The organism is Amycolatopsis sp. WGS_07, assembly GCF_045278895.1.
Taxonomy (GTDB): domain Bacteria; phylum Actinomycetota; class Actinomycetes; order Mycobacteriales; family Pseudonocardiaceae; genus Amycolatopsis.
This window is the reverse complement of the sequence record NZ_CP136053.1, coordinates 42,268-58,236: the sequence shown is the minus strand read 5'-3', so window position 1 is coordinate 58,236 and position 15,969 is coordinate 42,268. Positions and strand designations below refer to the sequence as shown.

Here is a 15,969-nt window from a genome sequence, read left to right as displayed (position 1 = left end):
TCACTTCACCAGGAGCGTAACGGTGGCGGCGCTGGCGGAAACCGTGCCCGCGACGGCGGACAGCGAGGCCGCCACTCCGTTCACGTTGCTGAGCATTCTTCGGAGCGCTTTCGCCGGTGCTTGCTCCTTGAACGCCATCTTGAGCTTCTGCCATTTGTGCTGCCGGAGATGGCAGCCGAGCAGGATGCCGTTGGCGTTGTTGCGGCAGAACTCGTTTTTCCGGGTGGGCGCGCAACACCAGGTCGGTGCTTGAAAGAGGCCGTACAGCACCACGAAGGCAGACAAGACAGCGATGACGCCCGGCCCGATCGCCGGGATCGCCCACAGGGCGATGACCGCGATAAAGGCCAGAAAGCTCCAGAGGCTGCCGGTTTTCTTTTTCCTTTTTCTCCCCGCCATGGAGCACGAAGGTACTGATCATCGTCGCCTGGCGGATAGCGCCTTTGCGGTGGAATGCGGCGCGGTGAGCACCACCGACGGCAACATTGCGCTCCGCCAAACGGATTTCCCGGCCTCGCCCATGTGGTTGGTGGGGAAGCTGAGTCAGCTGATCATTTCGCCTCCGCATAATTGTCCACCGATTTCGCGTCCATCGGAAATCGCACCGGACAAGCCTCTCCGAACACCAGCCGGGCCGCTTCCTGGATCGACGTCTCCACGATCGCCGCGACCTCGTCCGCCAGTTCGGCGGGCGCGTGCACGATCACCTCGTCGTGCAGGAAGAACACCAGATGCGCCGGTTCCGGCAGCCGGCCGCGCAGGGTGGCCAGCAACACCGCCGTCAGGTCGGCCGCGCTGGCTTGCACCACGAAGTTCCGCGTGAACCGCCCCCAGCTCCGTGACGCACGGCGCGCGCGGGTTTCCGTTGCCTCGTCCTCGGTGAGGCCACCCGTCAAAGCTCGCCAGGCAGCGGACGGAGCGGGGGACGTCCGGCCGAGCCGGGACCGGACTCGCTCGCCCCGTTCGCCAGCGGCCGCGGCATGCTCCACATAGGACACCGCGTCCGGGAAACGTTGGCGCAGCAAGGCAAGCAGCGGACCAGCCTCCCCGGAAGTCCCGCCGTACATCGCCGACAGCATGGCGATCTTCGCGCGGGAACGGTCGTCTCGCGTGTCGCCGGGGCGGAGCGGGACGTAGCGGGTGCCGGAGAACAGGGCTTCCGCCAGCCGCGCGTACAGGTCGGTGGCCGCGGCGACTTCGGCCAGGCGGCGGTCGCCGGAAAGCGCGGTGAGGACGCGTGGCTCCAGTTGCGCGCCGTCGGCTACGACGAGTTTCCAGCCCGGGTCCGCCGAAGCGCACGAGCGCAGCGCGCGCGGGATCTGCAGCGCCCCGCCGCCGCGGGTGGCCCAGCGGCCGGACACTACGCCGCCGACCACGTAGTGCGGGCGGAAGCGTCCGTCGGTGACCCATTCGTCCAGCCACGCCCAGCCGTTGGCCGAGTGCAGCCGCGACAGTTCCTTGTACTCCAGCAGCGGCGCGACCGCGGGGTGGTCGATGTCCTGCAGCAGGTACTTCCGCGCGGACGGGATTTCGATGCCCTCCCTGGCCAGCGCGCGTACGACGCTGGCTGACGAGTCCGGGTTGACCGGCCGTCCGCCCAGCGCCGCCGAGATCTTCGCCGCTAGGTCGACCAGGGCTTTCGGCCGCTGGCCAGCGGGTACGCGCGGGCCGAGGCGTTCTTCGAGCAACTGCAGGTGCCGGTCCGCGCGCCAGGGCAGCCCGGCTGCCGAGATTTCGGCGGCGGCCAGTGCGCTGGCTGATTCGGCGGCGAGCAGGAGCCGCATCCGGGCCGGGGCCTCGGTGGCGGCGACGCGTTTCTCCTGCTCAGCCAGGACCCGGCGGGCAGCGGCGACGACGGTGACTCCCGGTGGAAGGCCGGGGCCGCGTGGGGAGAACAGCGTGGGTTGCGCGTCCTCGCCGAAGGCCGGGCCGTCGTCGGGCGGTTCCTCCCCGTTCGCCCGGGCCCACGCCGCCCGCAAACTGCGCGATTCGCCCTCCCGGCCCTCGTAGGCGAGCAGCAGCCCTTCGGCGAGCGACAGGTCGTAGCACCGGCCCAGCCGCACCCCGGCCTTGACCAGCACCGGGTAGATCTCCTCGGCCGAGGGCAGCACCCAGCGCGGGCTCTCGGCCGCCTCCAGCCGACGTATCTCGTCGGCCCAGTCGGCGCGCGACAGCCCGCGGAGGGTCCCCGAGGGGCCCTCGATCGTGTAGCCGGAGTCTTCCTCCAGGCCGGTGATCACCTGCACCGTCACATTGTGCGGACCAGCACCGACAATTTCCGCGCACCCGGCGCCCCGACGGTCCGTGACCAGCGCCGGGAATTTCCTCCCCGGCCGGGCACTGGTGCGCGGCCGGGCCTTGCTTTACTGTCGAGTAACTCCCATACCGGCGGTACGGAGACCGTCGGCGTGGGCGCTCCCCGCCGCAGCAATGGAGGTGCCCGGATGAGTGTGGCCGAGCTGGCCGGCCAGGTGGCCGGCAAGCTGAGCGAGACCGTGCGCAGCGTCGAGGTGATGCGCCGCGCCGGGCTGGTGCCGTTTCCCCGCCTCGACGAGGGCCTGCGCTCCCTCGTCGCGATCCGCAAGTACGGTCCGTTCGCCGGCGCGAACCACATCGCGGCCCGGCGCGATTCGACGGCCGTCGGGATCGTCGACGACCTCGGCCCGCTCACCTTCAAACAGCTCGACGACCAGTCCAACGCGCTCGCCCGCGCCTGGTCGCAGCGCGGGCTCGGCCCCGGTTCGGTGATCGCCGCGCTGTGCCGCGACCATCGCGGGCTGGTGCTCACGATGGCCGCCTCGGGCAAGCTCGGCGCGCGGTTGCTGCTGATGAACACCGGGTTCGCCAAACCGCAGTTCGCCGACGTCGCGAAGCGCGAGGGCGTCACCGCGCTCGTCTACGACCAGGAGTTCACCGGCCTGCTCGACGCGATCGACGGGGACGTCGACCGCTACCTGGCCTGGGTCGACGAACCGGGCGGGCACGAGATCCCGGTGCTCGCCGAGATCATCGCCAGCACCGACGACCGGCCGCTGCCCGCGCCCGCCAAACCCGGTGGCTTCGTGCTGCTCACCAGCGGGACCACCGGCACCCCCAAGGGCGCGCCGCGGCCGCACACGTCCGCGCTGGCCTCGGCGCAGTTCCTGGACCGCATCCCGCTGCGCTCCGGCGAGGCGACCTTCATGGGCGCGCCGTTGTTCCACGGCACCGGGCTGTCGCAGTTCATCCTCAGCTTCGCGCTCGGCTGCACGGTGGTGATGCGCCGGAAGTTCGACCCGGAGGCCACGCTGAAGGGCGTCGCCAAGCACCGGTGCACCGCGCTCGTGCTGGTCCCGACGATGCTGCAGCGGATCGTCGACCTGCCGAAGGAGGTCCGCGACCGGTACGACACCTCGTGCCTGCGGATCATCTTCGTCGCCGGCTCCGCGCTGTCGCCCGATCTCGGCAACCGGGCGAACGAGGAATTCGGCGACGTGGTGCACAACCTGTACGGCTCCACGGAGGTCGCGGTGGCGACAGTCGCGACGCCGGAGGACTGGAAACGCGCACCCGGCACGGTCGGACGCGCGCCGGTTGGCTGTCGCGTCGCGCTGTACGACGAGCACGGCACCAAGATCACTGAGCCGCACGTGACCGGGCGGGTGTTCGTCGGCAGCGGGCTCAGCTTCGGCGGCTACACCGACGGCCGCAACAAAGAGATCATCGACGGCCTGCTCTCCAGCGGCGACGTCGGCCACTTCGACGAGGACGGCCTGCTGTTCATCGACGGCCGCGACGACGAAATGATCGTCTCCGGCGGCGAGAACGTCTTCCCGATCGAGGTGGAGAACCTCTTGGTGGAGCGCGAAGACGTCCTCGAAGCCGCGGTGATCGGCGTCGAGGACCCGGACTTCGGAGAGCGGCTCAAGGCGTTCGTGGTGCGCACCAAAGACTCCACGCTGGACGAGGACGGCGTGCGCGAGTACGTGAAGGCGAATCTGGCGCGCTACAAGGTGCCCCGGGATGTGGAGTTCCTGGACGAGTTGCCGCGCAACGCTACCGGGAAGGTGTTGCGCACCAAGCTGAGCTGAGCGGGGTCACTGAAAAAAGCCCTCCACGTAAGGATCTTCGAGGGCGCGGATCTCCGCGGGCGTCCCGGCGGCGATGACGCGGCCGTCGCGCAGGAACGTCATCGCGTCGGCGAACCCGGTCTCGGCCAGCAGCGCGCCGTCGTGCGTGATGGTCAGCACGGCGGCACCCGCATCGGCATAAGCGCGCAGGGCGGCCCACACCTCGTAGGCGGTGCCGCGGTCGAGGGAGGCGCTGGGTTCGTCGACGACGAGCACGTCCGGTTCGGACAGCAGGGCCAAGGCGAGCGCGGCCCGCTGGATCTGCCCGCTCGAATGCTGGTGCGGATAAAGGTCCAGCGCCTCCATCGGGTAGACCGCTGCCTTGCAGGCTTCCTCGACACCCCGGCCACGCAGTTGCTCGCCGACGGTTCGCTCCGCGGCGAACGCCGTGACCCCGGCCTGCGGCACCAAACAGACGGTGCCGTTGACGTACACGTCCCCAGTACTGCGCGCGACCGACGGAAGCGAACCCGTCAACGCCGCCGCGGCCATGGATTTGCCGCACCCGGATTCGCCGAGCAACGCGGTGATCCGCCCCGCAGGCACCACGAGCCGCACTGAGTCCAGGACCCGCTCGCTCCACCGTCCCGTGTCGACCTGGACAGTCAGGTCGCGCAGCTCGGCGCCCGGGATCACGGACCCCAGCCGATGCCGAAGATCCCCGGCCCGAAGTCCAGCGCGATCGCGTGCACGCCGTTGCCGCTGTCGAGCCGCAGGCGCCGCCGCGACGGGGCTTCGTCGGTGGCGTTCGCGTACTGCCAGCACCGGGCGGGCACCGCGGTCGGATCGAAGCGGACCTCCAGCAGGTATTCGCGGACCGGACGGCGGAATTCCCGGTAGTGCGTGGAGCGGCAGTGCGGATACGGCGGCCCGGCGTTGCGCAGGGTGTACTCGATGAGGTGCGTCTCGCCGCGTTCCAGCGCGCGGTCGAAGAGCAGTTCGGCCACCAGGATGCCGTGGTCGTCGTCCACTTCGGCGCGTCCGACGCGGCAGTTGCGCACCGGATGCAAGTCGGGCACCGCCGTCGCGTCGCCCTGCGCGTACACCAGCAGCCAGCGGTCCTGACCGTCCGCACCGGACTGGAACACCGCGCGCGAGGTGACCGCGAGCTGGCCGCCGTCGGCCGCGATGTCGCACCGGTCGTGCAGGCCGACCAGCCGCAGCTGATGCTGCTGGTCCAGCGCGTCGGGCGCGCCGACGCGGTCCAGCAGCGGCTGCAGGATCTCGCGCGTGAAGGTGACCGGTTCCTCGCCCGCTCGGTCACGCTTGCTCGCGCCGCGCGGACGGGGCGGCGGCAGCAGGCCGAGCAGCGCGCCGTCGGGGACGTCGAGGATTTCCTCCAGCACGCGGACCGCGGACAGCGATCCGGCCCGCTCCGGCTGGCGTTTGCCCGACTGCCAATAGCTGAGCGCGGTGACGCTGACCGTCGCGCCGCGGGCGCGCAGCCGCGCCTGAATCCGGTCGAGGGAAAGGCCGCTCGCTCCGATCGCGGCGCGCAGCGCGCTCGCGAACGCGGTCCGGGCACCTCTGCCGGCGTCCGGACCGGCGTGGTCCGCATGCTCTCGCTGCGTCATGTCCCGCCGACCGCCCCCACTGGTAACCGACCGTGCCGAGTCCGACACAGGCACGGTAGCAGCCGCCGGACCAGGCGCACCGCCCGCGCCACTCGGCCGACCGGGCTAGTACTGGCAACTGGGAACCATTGCCGTGACCTGCGCGGTCGCGCTTCCATGGCCAGGACGGAACGCGCCGCCCCCGGCGCGTCCGGAGCCTCGGCCCCGGCTTCGCGGACCGCGCCCCGCACCCGGCCGGCGGCCGTGCCCGGAACCGGTGGCCCGGCATGCCCCCAGAAGCCGGGCCACCGGTCATCCGCGCCGGAGCCGCATGCCTCCCCGCCGCGAGCGCGTCCCTCGCGGCGGGCGGCTCCGGAATGGCGAAATTCCTTCGGTTTCTTCTCCGGGAATTCCTTTCCGGCCGATTCCCGGCAGCCGGGACCCGGCGTGGTCACACGGGGCCGCCGGAATGGTTACCAGCGGGTAGGCTCCGGGCATGGTCCTGCGGCAGAACATCCTGATCACCGGAGCCAGCTCCGGGCTCGGCGAGGGAATGGCCCGGCAGTTCGCCGCTCGCGGCCGCAACCTCGCGCTGTGCGCCCGGCGCACCGACCGGCTCGACGCACTGGCCGCGCAGCTGCGCGCCGCCTACCCCGGGATCACCGTCGTCACGCGCGCGCTCGACGTCACCGACCACGACCGCGTCTTCACGGTGTTCGAGGAATTCCGGACCGAACTCGGCAGGCTCGACCGCGTGATCGTCAACGCCGGGCTCGGCAAGGGACAGCCGGTCGGGTCCGGGCGGTTCGACGCCAACCGGCAGACCCTCGAGACCAACCTCGTCGGCGCGGTGGCGCAAATCGAGGCGGCCGCGGGCATCTTCCGCGAACAGCGCGACGGGCACCTCGCGGTGATCTCTTCCTTCATGGCGCTGCGCGGTTTTCCGCGTAACCTCACCGCGTACGCAGCGTCGAAGGCCGGGATCTCCGCGTTCGCCGAAGGAGCGCGGCTGGAGCTGAGCGGTCACGGTGTCACAGTTACCGACGTACGGCCCGGCTACATCAGCTCGGAGATGACCGCGCGCTCGACGAAACGCAACCCGCTCATGGTGTCGGCCGAAGCAGGTACGCACGCGCTGGTCAAGGCGATCGAAGCGGAACCGAAGCGCGCGTACGTGCCTTCGTGGCCCTGGGTGCCGCTGAGTGTCGCGGTACGCTTGGCGCCTGGCCGGCTGCTGCGGAAGTTTTCCTGACGGGACGGGCATAAATGGGTGCGATCTACCTGATCCGGCACGGCCAGGCGTCGTTCGGCGCGGCGGATTACGACGCGTTGTCGCCGCTGGGTTTCGAACAGTCCACCTTGGTCGGTGCGGAGCTGAAGCGGCGTGGGGTCGAGTTCGCGCAGGTGCGCTCGGGAACGCTGGCCCGCCAGCGGGACACCGCGGCGACGGCGTTGAAAACCCTCGGCTGCGACGTGCCGGTGGTCGAGGACGAACGCTGGAACGAGTACGACCACGTCGACATTGGACGGCACTACGCGGGTGGTGCGCCGCAAGAAGATCCGCGTGAGTATCAACGGCTGCTGGACAGTGCGCTGACCGCGTGGGTCGAGTCCGGCGACGACGGTCCGTGCGCGGAAAGCTGGCCCGCCTTCCTCGGCCGCTGCACGGCGGCGCTGGCGGAGCTGGCCGGATCGCTGGGCAAGGGCGAGAACGGGCTCGTGTTCACCTCCGGCGGCGTGCTGGGCGCGGTCGCCGGGGCATTGCTGGGCACGCCAGGGCCCGGGCTGCTGAAGCTCAACCGCGTCACCGTGAACACCGGCATCACCAAGCTGACGTCCGGTCGCGGCGGGGTCACTTTGCTGTCCTTCAACGAGCATCCGCATCTCGAAGGCGAGACGGCGCGGCTGCTCAGCTACCGGTAGGAGGCTGTCGTGCGGTTCGGTGCGGTCACGATCGTCCCGGTGAACGGGCACGGTCCGGAAGACGTGGTCGTGGACGTCGAGGGTCGGGTCTACACCGGCGTCGACGACGGCCGGATCCTGCGGGTTTCGCCGGACGGACGGCGGATCGACCTCATCGGCGACACCGGCGGCCGCCCGCTCGGCCTGGAGCTGTACGGCGACGACGAACTGCTGATCTGCGACGCCCGCGCCGGTTTGCTGACCATGCCGCTGGCCGGCGGCGAGACCACGACGCTCGCGACGTCCGGAGCCGGACTGGATTTCGTGTTCTGCAACAACGCCGCGGTCGCCGCCGACGGAACGGTCTACTTCACCGATTCCTCGCGCCGCTTCGGCATCGACAACTGGCGCGACGACCTTATCGAGCAGACCGCGGGCGGGCGCCTGCTGCGCCGCACCCCGGACGGCGAGATCGACCTGCTCGCCGACGGCCTGCAGTTCGCGAACGGCGTCGCGCTGCCGCCGGACGAATCCTTCGTGGCGGTCGCCGAAACCGGCGCGTGCCGGGTCAGCCGGGTCTGGCTGACCGGCCCGCGCGCGGGCGACCGCGACGTCCTGGTCGACGACCTGCCGGGCTTCCCGGACAACATCGCGACCGGTTCGGACGGGCTGATCTGGATCACCGAGGCCAGCCCGCGTCTCCGTGCCCTCGACGTCGTGCGCCGGCTTCCCACACCGGTCCGGACGGCGGTGCGCGCGTTGCCGGATTCCTTGCAGCCTGCGCCGAAACGCCGGGTGGGCGCGGTCGCGGTCACCCCGGAGGGTTCGGTGGTGCGGGAACTGCGCGGCGAGATCCCGGGGTTCCACCTGCTGGTGGGGATCCGCGAGTATCACGGGCGGTTGTGGTTCGGCTCGCTGGAAGAGAACGCGATCGCTTACACCGACCTCTGATCGGCTTCTTGACTCTCACACCGTGTCAGGCGGTCAACTCGAAGGCGTCATGTTCAGTATCGGAGACTTCGCCCGGCACGGCCGCGTCTCAGTCCGCATGCTGCGGCACTACGACGCGACCGGACTGCTGCGCCCGGCCCATGTCGACCCCGTAACCGGCTACCGCTACTACGCCGCCGCTCAGTTGGCGCACCTCAACCGCGTCGTCGCGCTCAAGGATCTCGGCTTCACGCTGCAGCAGGTCCAGGAGATCCTCGACGAGAAGGTCACCACCGAGCAGCTGGGCGCCATGCTGCGGCTTCGGCGGGCAGACCTGGCGGCGGCGATGGCGGCCGCGGCGGCTCGGCTGATCCGGGTCGAGGCGAGGCTCCGAGCGATCGAAAGCGAGGGGCACATGCCCGAGAACGACGTCGTCATCAAGAACGTCCCCGCCGTGCGGGTGGCGGAGCTGACCGCGGTCGCCGCCAGTTTCGAACCCGAGGACATCGGTCCGGTCATCGGACCGCTCTACGACGAGCTTTTCCGGCGGATGGAGGCGGCGGGAATCGCGTGCACCGGCCCCGGGGTCGCATATTACGAGGACGTCCCGGAGGGGGACGGGAAGGTGGTCGTCCACGCCGCCGTCCAGGTTTCCGCCCCGCTGCGGGACGGCGACGTCCGGGTCCTCGACCTGCCGCCCGTCGAGCAGGCAGCGACCGTCGTGCACCGCGGTTCCATGGAGACCGTCGATCCTGCGGCCCAGACACTGGCCCGGTGGATCGACGCCAACGGCTACCAGTCGACCGGCTACCCCCGCGAGGTCAACCTGGAGTGCCCGGAAAACCGCGACGACTGGGTGACGGAACTCCAGGCCGCGGTGACCCGGGCCTGATCAGCGGCCGGTCCACTGTGGACTGCGCCCGGCGGCCCACGCGGCGTAGAACTCCTTGTGGTCCTTGGCAGTCATCAGCAACGCCTGCGTGATGGCTTCCAGCTCGATCGAGCTGCCGAGGTCGCTGTCGAGTTCGCGGGTCAGCAACACCTTCGTGGTGGAGTACGCCAGCGCCGGGCCGTCCGCGAGCCGCCGGGCCAGTGCGGTGGCCTCCGCGGCCAGTTCCGCGTCGGGCACCACCCGGTTCGCCAGTCCGATCGCCTCGGCGCGCGCGGCGGGGAGTTTGTCGCCCAGCATCAGCAATTCCGTCGCGCGCCCGAGGCCGACCAGGCGCGGCAGCAGGTACGCCGAACCCATGTCCGCGCCCGCCAGCCCGACCTTCGTGAACAGGAACGCGAACTTCGCCGACTCGGCCAGCAGCCGGAAATCGCTCGCCAGCGCGAGCACCGAACCGGCGCCCGCCGCGACGCCGTTGATCGCCGCGATGATCGGGATCGGCGTTTCGCGCATGGCTTTCACCACCGCGCCGGTCATCCGGGTGAATTCGAGCAGCTCCGCGGTGTCCATTTTCTGCAGCTCGCCGATGATTTCCTCGACGTCGCCGCCGGAACAGAAGCCGCGGCCCTTTCCGGTGAGCACGAGCACCCGCACGTCGCCGCGGTGCGGCAATTCGGCGACGAGGTCGCGCAGATCGGCGTAAACGTCGAAGGTGAGCGCGTTGAGCTTTTCCGGACGGTCGAAGGTCACCGTCGCGACCCCGTCGTCCACGGTGAACTCGAAGTGCTCCCACGTTTTCGTCAGCGGGGCACTGGCGCGGAACGGGCTCATTTCTGAATTCCTCCACCGTCGAGTACGAGGGTCTGTCCGTTGATCGCGGCCGCTTCCGGAGCGGCGAAAAACTCCACGGCATAAGCGATTTCGCCCGGTTCGAGCAGTCGGCCGAGCGGGGAGGCAGCGGCGAGCGCGGCTTCCGCGTCGGCCTCGTCGCGGCCGGTGCGTTCGCGGATCCGGGCGACCGAAGTCGCGGTCATGTCCGTGCGCACGAACGACGGGCACACCGCGTTCGATGTGACGCCGGTGCCCGCCACCTCCGCCGCCACCGCGCGCATCAAGCCGACCGCCGCGTGCTTCGACGCGGTGTAACCCGAGGTGTAGCGAGCGCCGGCCAGGCCCGCAGTCGACGCGACCGTGACGATCCGTCCGTAGTCGCGTTCGCGCATGCCGGGCAGGACCGCGCGGGTGCACAGGAACGCGCCGGTCGCGTTCACCTCGAACTGGCCGCGCCAGTCGTCGAGGCCCGTTTTCGCCAGCGGCGCGCTCGACGACACGCCAGCGTTGTTGACCAGCACGTCCACCGGTCCGAGCTGGGCGAAGTACGCCTGCACGGCGGCCTCGTCGGTGACGTCGCACTCGGCGCGGCCGGGGAGTGCACCGTCGCTCCGGCGGCGCGGAACCGTTCGGCGACGGCCGCGCCGATGCCGCGGGTGCCGCCGGTGACCACGACGACTCGGTCGGAAAAACTGCTCACTCCCGAAAGCTACACTGCAGCGGGCTGGGGTGTATAGAGTTGTCTCGTGCCCGATCCCGAACCCGCCCGTACGCCCCAGGAGCTGGTGATGACGCTGCTGGGCAGCTACGTGCGCCCGCGCGAGAGCAGGCGCGTGTGGTCCGGCGGGCTGGTCGCGCTGCTGCACGAGCTGGGCTTCTCCGACGGCGCGGCCCGGATCGCGCTGACCCGGCTGGTCCGCCGCGGCCTGCTGTCCCGGCACCGCGAGGGACGGCTGGTGCACTACTCGCTGACCCCGCGCACGGTCGCCCTGCTCGACGACGGCGACCGGCGGATCTTCGGCCTCGGCCGCCGCGACGAACCGGCCGGGACCTGGACCGTGCTGTGGCAGAACATCCCGGAAACCCGCCGCCAGTCCCGCGAACGGCTGGTGCGGCGGCTGCGGTTCCTCGGCTTCGGCCCGGTGCAGGACGGCACCTGGCTCGCCCCGCACGACCGCGAGGCCGAGGTGCTCGCGCTGCTCACCGAACTCGAGGTCGCCGAGTACGCGGGCCTGATGCTCGGCACCCCGTCGGCCGCGCTGGACGTGCGCCGGCTCGCCGGGCGGGCCTGGGACCTCGACGGACTGTCCGCCCGATACGCCGCGTTCGTCGCCGAATTCGGCGGCTGCCCGCGCGACCTCGGCGACGCGCAAGCGTTTGCCGTGCGGACCAGGCTGGTGCACACCTACCGCGAATTCCCTTCGCTGGACCCGGAGCTACCGTCTGAGCTGATCCCCGCGCCCGAGACCCGGGCGGCGGCGGTCGAGTTGTTCCACGACCTGTACTCGGCGCTCGCGCCACCCGCTCAGCGCCACTTCGACCGAACCCTGTCCACGAGATGAGGAACCCGATGACCGGACCCGACGACACCCAAGCCGCGCTCAGCTACACGTCCTATCTGGCGCTCGACGAGGTGCTGGCCGCGCAGCGTCCGCGTTCGGACGAACACGACGAACTGCTGTTCATCGTGATCCACCAGGTCTACGAGCTGTGGTTCAAGCAGATCCTGCACGAGGCCGCGTTCCTGCAGGAGAACCTGGAAGCCGGCAACACCGCGCACTCGATCCGCACGCTGCGCCGCATCCTGACCGTGCTGAAGGTGGTGGTCGCGCAGATCGACGTGCTGGAGACGATGACGCCCAGCCAGTTCACCAGCTTCCGCGCCCGCCTCGACGCTTCGAGCGGCTTCCAGTCCGGCCAGTTCCGCGAGCTGGAAGCGGTGCTGGGCCGCCGCGACGAGCGCGTGTTCGCGCACTACCCGGACGGCGGCGAGCAGCGCACCCGGATCGCCGACGCGATGCGGCGGCCGTCGGTGTTCGACTCGTTCCTGACCTATCTGTCCGGGAAGGGCTACCCGGTCGCCACCGACCGCGACGTGACCCGTCCGCTGGAGGCGTCGCCGGAGCTGCAGGAAGTGCTGCTGAAGGTCTACCACGACGACGGCGGTCCGTCGGTGCTCGCCGAGGCGCTGGTCGACCTCGACGAGGGCCTGCAGGAATGGCGCTACCGGCACGTGAAAATGGTCGAACGCACGATCGGCGACAAGACCGGCACTGGCGGTTCGTCCGGCGCGACTTACCTGCGCACCACGCTGTTCAACCCGATGTTCCCGGACCTGTGGGCCGTCCGGAGCCGGCTGTGACCACTGTGGATTCCTTGCGCGCCAAGGACAACGCGCTCGTCCCGCTCTACTCGCGGTTCCGCGTCGCCGACCGGTTGCTGCTGTCCGCGCACTCGCACCAGGCCTGGCCGGACGTCGCCGAGGAAGGTCTGCGCGAAGCGTTCGCCGACGCCGCGCGGGACGTGGACGAGAAGTGGGGCCGGGCGTTCGCGAAGGCCGACGAGCTGCGGAACGGGTTCCGGCAGTGGTTGTCCGATCCGCATGGCGACTACGCGCTCGGCCAGAACACGCACGAACTCGTGCTGCGATTCCTGTCCGCGATCGAGCTGCGGAAGCGGCCGCGATTGGTGACCACGGACGGCGAATTCCACACCCTGCGCCGCCAGCTCACCCGGCTGGCCGAGGAGGGCGTCGAGGTCGTCCGCGTGCCTGCCGCGCCAGTCGCCACGCTGGCCGAACGGCTCGCCGAGCAGGTCGACGACCGGACTGCCGCGGTGTTCACGTCCGCCGTGCTGTTCGAGACGTCCTGGATCGTGCCGGGCCTCGCGCACCTGGCCGAAACGTGCCGGAGCCGCTCGGTCGACCTGGTCGTCGACGCCTACCACGCGATCGGCGCGGTCCCGTTCCCGCTGCACGACCTCGGCCTCACCAACGCGTGGGTGCTCGGCGGCGGCTACAAGTACCTCCAGCTCGGCGAAGGCAACTGCTTCCTGCGGCTGCCCGCGCACGCGCAGGAGCTGCGCCCGGTGATTACCGGCTGGTACGCGGAATTCGGTGCCCTCGCCGACGAACGTCGCCCCGACGAAGTCGCGTACGCACCCGGCGGCGACCGGTTCGCCGGAGCCACCTACGACCCGTCAAGCCACTACCGCGGCGTACGGGTACAGCAGTTCTTCGCTGAACAAGGACTCACCGCCGAGTTCCTGCGCGAGGTGTCGCAGCACCAGGTCGGCCTGCTCGCCCGCTGCTTCGACGACCTCGGCCTCCCGGACGACGTCGTCACCCGCGACCGCGAGACCCCGCTCGACGGCATCGGCGGGTTCCTCTCCCTGCGCAGCCCGTTCGCCGGACAGCTCTGCGAACGACTGGCCGCGCGCGGCGTGCGGACCGACAGCCGGGGTCAGTACCTGCGGTTCGGCCCCGCGCCCTACCTCTCCGATGAACAGCTCGAGACGGCGATTTCCACGCTTCGGGAAGCTGTCGCGGATCTGGGGTGAAGACCCGGGATGCGGGTGGTGGCCCGGAGAACGGCGAAGTAGGTTGACGGTGTGCACCGCGGAACGGGCAACCCTCGTTTCCCCGGTGCACACCGTTCACACGATTGCGCGGCCACGAGCCGCGTGGGAGACAAAGGAGTCACCACCGTGACCGAAGGCGTGTTCGGCCGGCACAGCGGCCATGAACAAGTCGTGTTCTGCCACGACGAGGCCAGCGGGCTGAAAGCCATCATCGGCATCTACTCCACCGCGTTGGGCCCGGCCCTCGGCGGTACCCGGTTTTACCCCTACGCCACTGAGGACGCCGCACTGGACGACGTTCTCGCGCTCTCCAAGGGAATGGCGTACAAGAACGCACTCGCCGGCCTCGACCTCGGCGGCGGCAAGGCCGTCATCATCGGCGACCCGAACACGCTCAAGTCCGAAGCGCTCCTGCGCGCGTACGGCCGGTTCGTAGAGTCGCTCGGCGGCCGCTACATCACCGCCTGCGACATGGGCACGTACGTGCGAGACATGGACGTGGTCGCCCGCGAGACCCGGCACGTCACTGGTCGCTCCCCTGAGGACGGTGGCGCCGGCGACTCGTCCGTGCTCACTGCTTTCGGGGTGTACCAGGGCATGCGCGCGTCCGCCGAGCAGGTGTGGGGCGTGCCGGAACTGACTGGCCGCCGCGTCGGCGTGGCCGGAGTCGGCAAGGTAGGCCACATCCTCGTCGGCCACCTCGTCGAGGCAGGCGCGCACGTGGTGATCACCGACGTCGCCCGCGGAGCAGTGGACCGCACCCGCGCGGCCTACCCCGGCGTCGAGGTGGTGTCCGATGTGGACACCATGATCGGGACCGACTTGGACGTCTTCGCCCCCTGCGCGATGGGCGGCGTGCTCACCGACGAGACCGTCGCCGCTTTGCAGGCCCGAATCGTGTGCGGCGCGGCCAACAACCAGCTAGCCCACCCCGGCGTCGACAAGCTGCTGAACGACCGAGGCATCCTGTTCGCCCCCGACTACCTGGTCAACGCGGGCGGCGTGATCCAGGTGGACGACGAACGCCACGGCTTCGACTTCGCCCGCGCCCAGCGCAAAACGGCGGCCATCTTCGACACCACGAAAGCGGTCTACGACCTGGCGAAGGCCGACGGCGTACCTCCCGCCGCCGCAGCCGACCGCCTAGCCGAACGCCGCATGACCGACGTAGGCCGCCTGCGCTCGATCCTCACGGTGTAACAACGCAAACGCCCGTGAAGGACTCCTTGAGGGAATCAGATTCCCTCAAGGAGTCCTTCACGGACCACAACCGCCGCCGGTGCACCCCACGCATCCAGGCACCCACACCACCCCCGCACCCCGATACGAAGCCAAAACGCGGTCTGGGGCTGCTTGTCAAGGCATCTTTCCCGCCTTGACAAGCAGCCCCAGACCGTAGTCACACTCAAACTTCGGGGTGCCCCAAGCCCCCAAAACAATCAACCACTCTTCCGCCGAAAAGTCCGCTTGTTAGCCGCAGGCCCATGCGCATGCTGGCTCTGCTGCCCAGCGTTCTCGTGCGCGGCCCCCTCCCGCGCCTTGGCCTGCTTCCGTTCCAGCGCCTCGCGGAACTTCCGCTTGACGTCGCCCTCCCCGTCGCTGGGTGCCGGTTGCGCTTCACTCATGGCTGACCTCCGAAGGTGACGACGTGATACCCCGTCAGCCTGGCACCATCCGCGCACCTTGGCGAGCTATTTCAGAGCGACGCCACCCGCTGGTGGCTTGGTTCGGCGGCCCGGCGCGGCAGCGGCACGACCGCCTCCGCGGCGACCGGGCGAACCCGCTGCGCCGCTCGCCATCCGGTACCGGCGAGGAGCCCGAACACCAGCGCACCAGCCAAGATCGCCGCGACCCAGCCGGTCGCCGGGGTGAAAAGCAGGTCGCCGGCCCGGCCGTAGACGAAGCCCGAAAGCACCGCCCATCCCACCGCCGAGACCCCGGCCGCGGCGAGCGGGGCCGTGATCACTGCCACTGCGCCGACGGCGAGCGCGACGGCCGCCACGGCGTAGGCCGGATGCACCGTGGCCCCGGCGAGATCCGCCGCGATCGCCGCCGCCACTACCGCCACACAGCCGAGCGGGAAACCGAACCCGCCGGACAGCCGTTCAGTACGCATGCCCCATGGCATCCCGCGCGGGCGCGTAAAGCAGGAGGCGCGGACAAGTTCCGTACGCCG

At 70.2% G+C, this 15,969-nt stretch carries 16 protein-coding genes and 1 pseudogene; 9 read left to right on the top strand and 8 right to left on the bottom strand.

Annotated features, from left to right (window positions below):
- Positions 1–399 (bottom strand): hypothetical protein, encoded by a 399-nt coding sequence (locus tag RPX00_RS00255; RefSeq protein WP_406636251.1) that lies wholly within the window; start codon positions 397–399, stop codon positions 1–3.
- Between the two features lie 152 nt (positions 400–551).
- Positions 552–2,246, bottom strand: coding sequence for a bifunctional 3'-5' exonuclease/DNA polymerase (locus RPX00_RS00250; protein ID WP_406636249.1), 1,695 nt, complete (start codon positions 2,244–2,246; stop codon positions 552–554).
- 198 nt (positions 2,247–2,444) lie between these two features.
- Between RPX00_RS00250 and RPX00_RS00245 the strand changes: the two genes are divergently transcribed.
- A complete protein-coding gene (locus RPX00_RS00245; RefSeq protein ID WP_406636247.1) occupies positions 2,445–4,070 on the top strand; it encodes an acyl-CoA synthetase in 1,626 nt (541 codons plus the stop codon).
- Positions 4,071–4,076: 6 nt separating this feature from the next.
- On the opposite strand, the gene RPX00_RS00240 is transcribed toward RPX00_RS00245, so the two are convergent.
- Together RPX00_RS00240 and RPX00_RS00235 are read right to left on the bottom strand one after the other, a co-directional pair.
- Positions 4,077–4,745, bottom strand: a complete 669-nt coding sequence (locus RPX00_RS00240) for an ATP-binding cassette domain-containing protein (RefSeq protein ID WP_406636245.1) — start codon at positions 4,743–4,745, stop codon at positions 4,077–4,079.
- Positions 4,742–5,683: a hypothetical protein gene (locus RPX00_RS00235; RefSeq protein ID WP_406636243.1), complete on the bottom strand. Its 942-nt coding sequence runs from the start codon at positions 5,681–5,683 to the stop codon at positions 4,742–4,744. Before RPX00_RS00235 ends, RPX00_RS00240 begins: the two co-directional genes overlap by 4 nt.
- Positions 5,684–6,158: 475 nt before the next feature.
- Here RPX00_RS00235 and RPX00_RS00230 point away from each other — a divergent pair, with 475 nt between their 5' ends.
- The 4 genes from RPX00_RS00230 to RPX00_RS00215 are packed head-to-tail and all read left to right on the top strand — an operon-like array spanning position 6,159 to position 9,386.
- A complete protein-coding gene (locus RPX00_RS00230) occupies positions 6,159–6,914 on the top strand; it encodes an SDR family oxidoreductase (protein ID WP_406636241.1) in 756 nt (251 codons plus the stop codon).
- 14 nt (positions 6,915–6,928) lie between these two features.
- The gene (locus RPX00_RS00225) at positions 6,929–7,585 is read left to right on the top strand and encodes a histidine phosphatase family protein (RefSeq protein ID WP_406636239.1); all 657 of its coding nucleotides are present in this window, start codon (positions 6,929–6,931) and stop codon (positions 7,583–7,585) included.
- 9 nt (positions 7,586–7,594) lie between these two features.
- Positions 7,595–8,515: an SMP-30/gluconolactonase/LRE family protein gene (locus RPX00_RS00220; protein ID WP_406636237.1), complete on the top strand. Its 921-nt coding sequence runs from the start codon at positions 7,595–7,597 to the stop codon at positions 8,513–8,515.
- A 49-nt stretch (positions 8,516–8,564) separates the two neighbouring features.
- Positions 8,565–9,386 (top strand): MerR family transcriptional regulator, encoded by an 822-nt coding sequence (locus RPX00_RS00215; protein ID WP_406636235.1) that lies wholly within the window; start codon positions 8,565–8,567, stop codon positions 9,384–9,386.
- On the opposite strand, the gene RPX00_RS00210 is transcribed toward RPX00_RS00215, so the two are convergent.
- Together RPX00_RS00210 and RPX00_RS00205 are read right to left on the bottom strand one after the other, a co-directional pair.
- On the bottom strand, positions 9,387–10,214 hold the full coding sequence (locus tag RPX00_RS00210) for an enoyl-CoA hydratase family protein (RefSeq protein ID WP_406636233.1): 828 nt from the start codon (positions 10,212–10,214) through the stop codon (positions 9,387–9,389). It lies immediately after the preceding gene.
- A pseudogene (locus RPX00_RS00205) lies at positions 10,211–10,914 on the bottom strand (SDR family NAD(P)-dependent oxidoreductase). The gene RPX00_RS00210 and the pseudogene RPX00_RS00205 overlap by 4 nt, the downstream one beginning before the upstream one ends.
- A gap of 88 nt (positions 10,915–11,002) precedes the next feature.
- Between RPX00_RS00205 and RPX00_RS00200 the strand changes: the two are divergent.
- The 4 genes from RPX00_RS00200 to RPX00_RS00185 all read left to right on the top strand — a co-directional run bounded on the left by RPX00_RS00200 (position 11,003) and on the right by RPX00_RS00185 (position 14,993).
- The gene (locus RPX00_RS00200; protein WP_406642715.1) at positions 11,003–11,776 is read left to right on the top strand and encodes a PaaX family transcriptional regulator C-terminal domain-containing protein; all 774 of its coding nucleotides are present in this window, start codon (positions 11,003–11,005) and stop codon (positions 11,774–11,776) included.
- An 8-nt stretch (positions 11,777–11,784) separates the two neighbouring features.
- The gene (locus tag RPX00_RS00195) at positions 11,785–12,576 is read left to right on the top strand and encodes a tryptophan 2,3-dioxygenase (RefSeq protein ID WP_406636231.1); all 792 of its coding nucleotides are present in this window, start codon (positions 11,785–11,787) and stop codon (positions 12,574–12,576) included.
- The gene (locus RPX00_RS00190; RefSeq protein WP_406636229.1) at positions 12,573–13,772 is read left to right on the top strand and encodes a kynureninase; all 1,200 of its coding nucleotides are present in this window, start codon (positions 12,573–12,575) and stop codon (positions 13,770–13,772) included. Before RPX00_RS00195 ends, RPX00_RS00190 begins: the two co-directional genes overlap by 4 nt.
- 147 nt (positions 13,773–13,919) lie before the next feature.
- Entirely contained in the window at positions 13,920–14,993 is a 1,074-nt protein-coding gene (locus tag RPX00_RS00185; RefSeq protein ID WP_406636227.1) for a Glu/Leu/Phe/Val dehydrogenase dimerization domain-containing protein, read from the top strand.
- A 239-nt stretch (positions 14,994–15,232) separates the two neighbouring features.
- Here RPX00_RS00185 and RPX00_RS00180 read toward each other — a convergent pair whose 3' ends face one another.
- Positions 15,233–15,418 (bottom strand): DUF5302 domain-containing protein, encoded by a 186-nt coding sequence (locus tag RPX00_RS00180; RefSeq protein ID WP_101433981.1) that lies wholly within the window; start codon positions 15,416–15,418, stop codon positions 15,233–15,235.
- Between the two features lie 71 nt (positions 15,419–15,489).
- On the bottom strand, positions 15,490–15,909 hold the full coding sequence (locus RPX00_RS00175) for a hypothetical protein (protein ID WP_406636225.1): 420 nt from the start codon (positions 15,907–15,909) through the stop codon (positions 15,490–15,492).
- Positions 15,910–15,969: the final 60 nt, after the last annotated feature.

What these genes read in the sequence shown, in the direction of transcription:
- RPX00_RS00255 (WP_406636251.1), bottom strand. Translation starts at nt 399, where the DNA reads ATGGCGGGGAGAAAAAGGAAAAAGAAAACCGGCAGCCTCTGGAGCTTT.
- RPX00_RS00245 (WP_406636247.1), top strand. Translation starts at nt 2,445, where the DNA reads ATGAGTGTGGCCGAGCTGGCCGGCCAGGTGGCCGGCAAGCTGAGCGAG.
- RPX00_RS00235 (WP_406636243.1), bottom strand. Translation starts at nt 5,683, where the DNA reads ATGACGCAGCGAGAGCATGCGGACCACGCCGGTCCGGACGCCGGCAGA.
- RPX00_RS00230 (WP_406636241.1), top strand. Translation starts at nt 6,159, where the DNA reads ATGGTCCTGCGGCAGAACATCCTGATCACCGGAGCCAGCTCCGGGCTC.
- RPX00_RS00225 (WP_406636239.1), top strand. Translation starts at nt 6,929, where the DNA reads ATGGGTGCGATCTACCTGATCCGGCACGGCCAGGCGTCGTTCGGCGCG.
- RPX00_RS00215 (WP_406636235.1), top strand. Translation starts at nt 8,565, where the DNA reads ATGTTCAGTATCGGAGACTTCGCCCGGCACGGCCGCGTCTCAGTCCGC.
- RPX00_RS00210 (WP_406636233.1), bottom strand. Translation starts at nt 10,214, where the DNA reads ATGAGCCCGTTCCGCGCCAGTGCCCCGCTGACGAAAACGTGGGAGCAC.
- RPX00_RS00200 (WP_406642715.1), top strand. Translation starts at nt 11,003, where the DNA reads ATGACGCTGCTGGGCAGCTACGTGCGCCCGCGCGAGAGCAGGCGCGTG.
- RPX00_RS00195 (WP_406636231.1), top strand. Translation starts at nt 11,785, where the DNA reads ATGACCGGACCCGACGACACCCAAGCCGCGCTCAGCTACACGTCCTAT.
- RPX00_RS00180 (WP_101433981.1), bottom strand. Translation starts at nt 15,418, where the DNA reads ATGAGTGAAGCGCAACCGGCACCCAGCGACGGGGAGGGCGACGTCAAG.
- RPX00_RS00175 (WP_406636225.1), bottom strand. Translation starts at nt 15,909, where the DNA reads ATGCGTACTGAACGGCTGTCCGGCGGGTTCGGTTTCCCGCTCGGCTGT.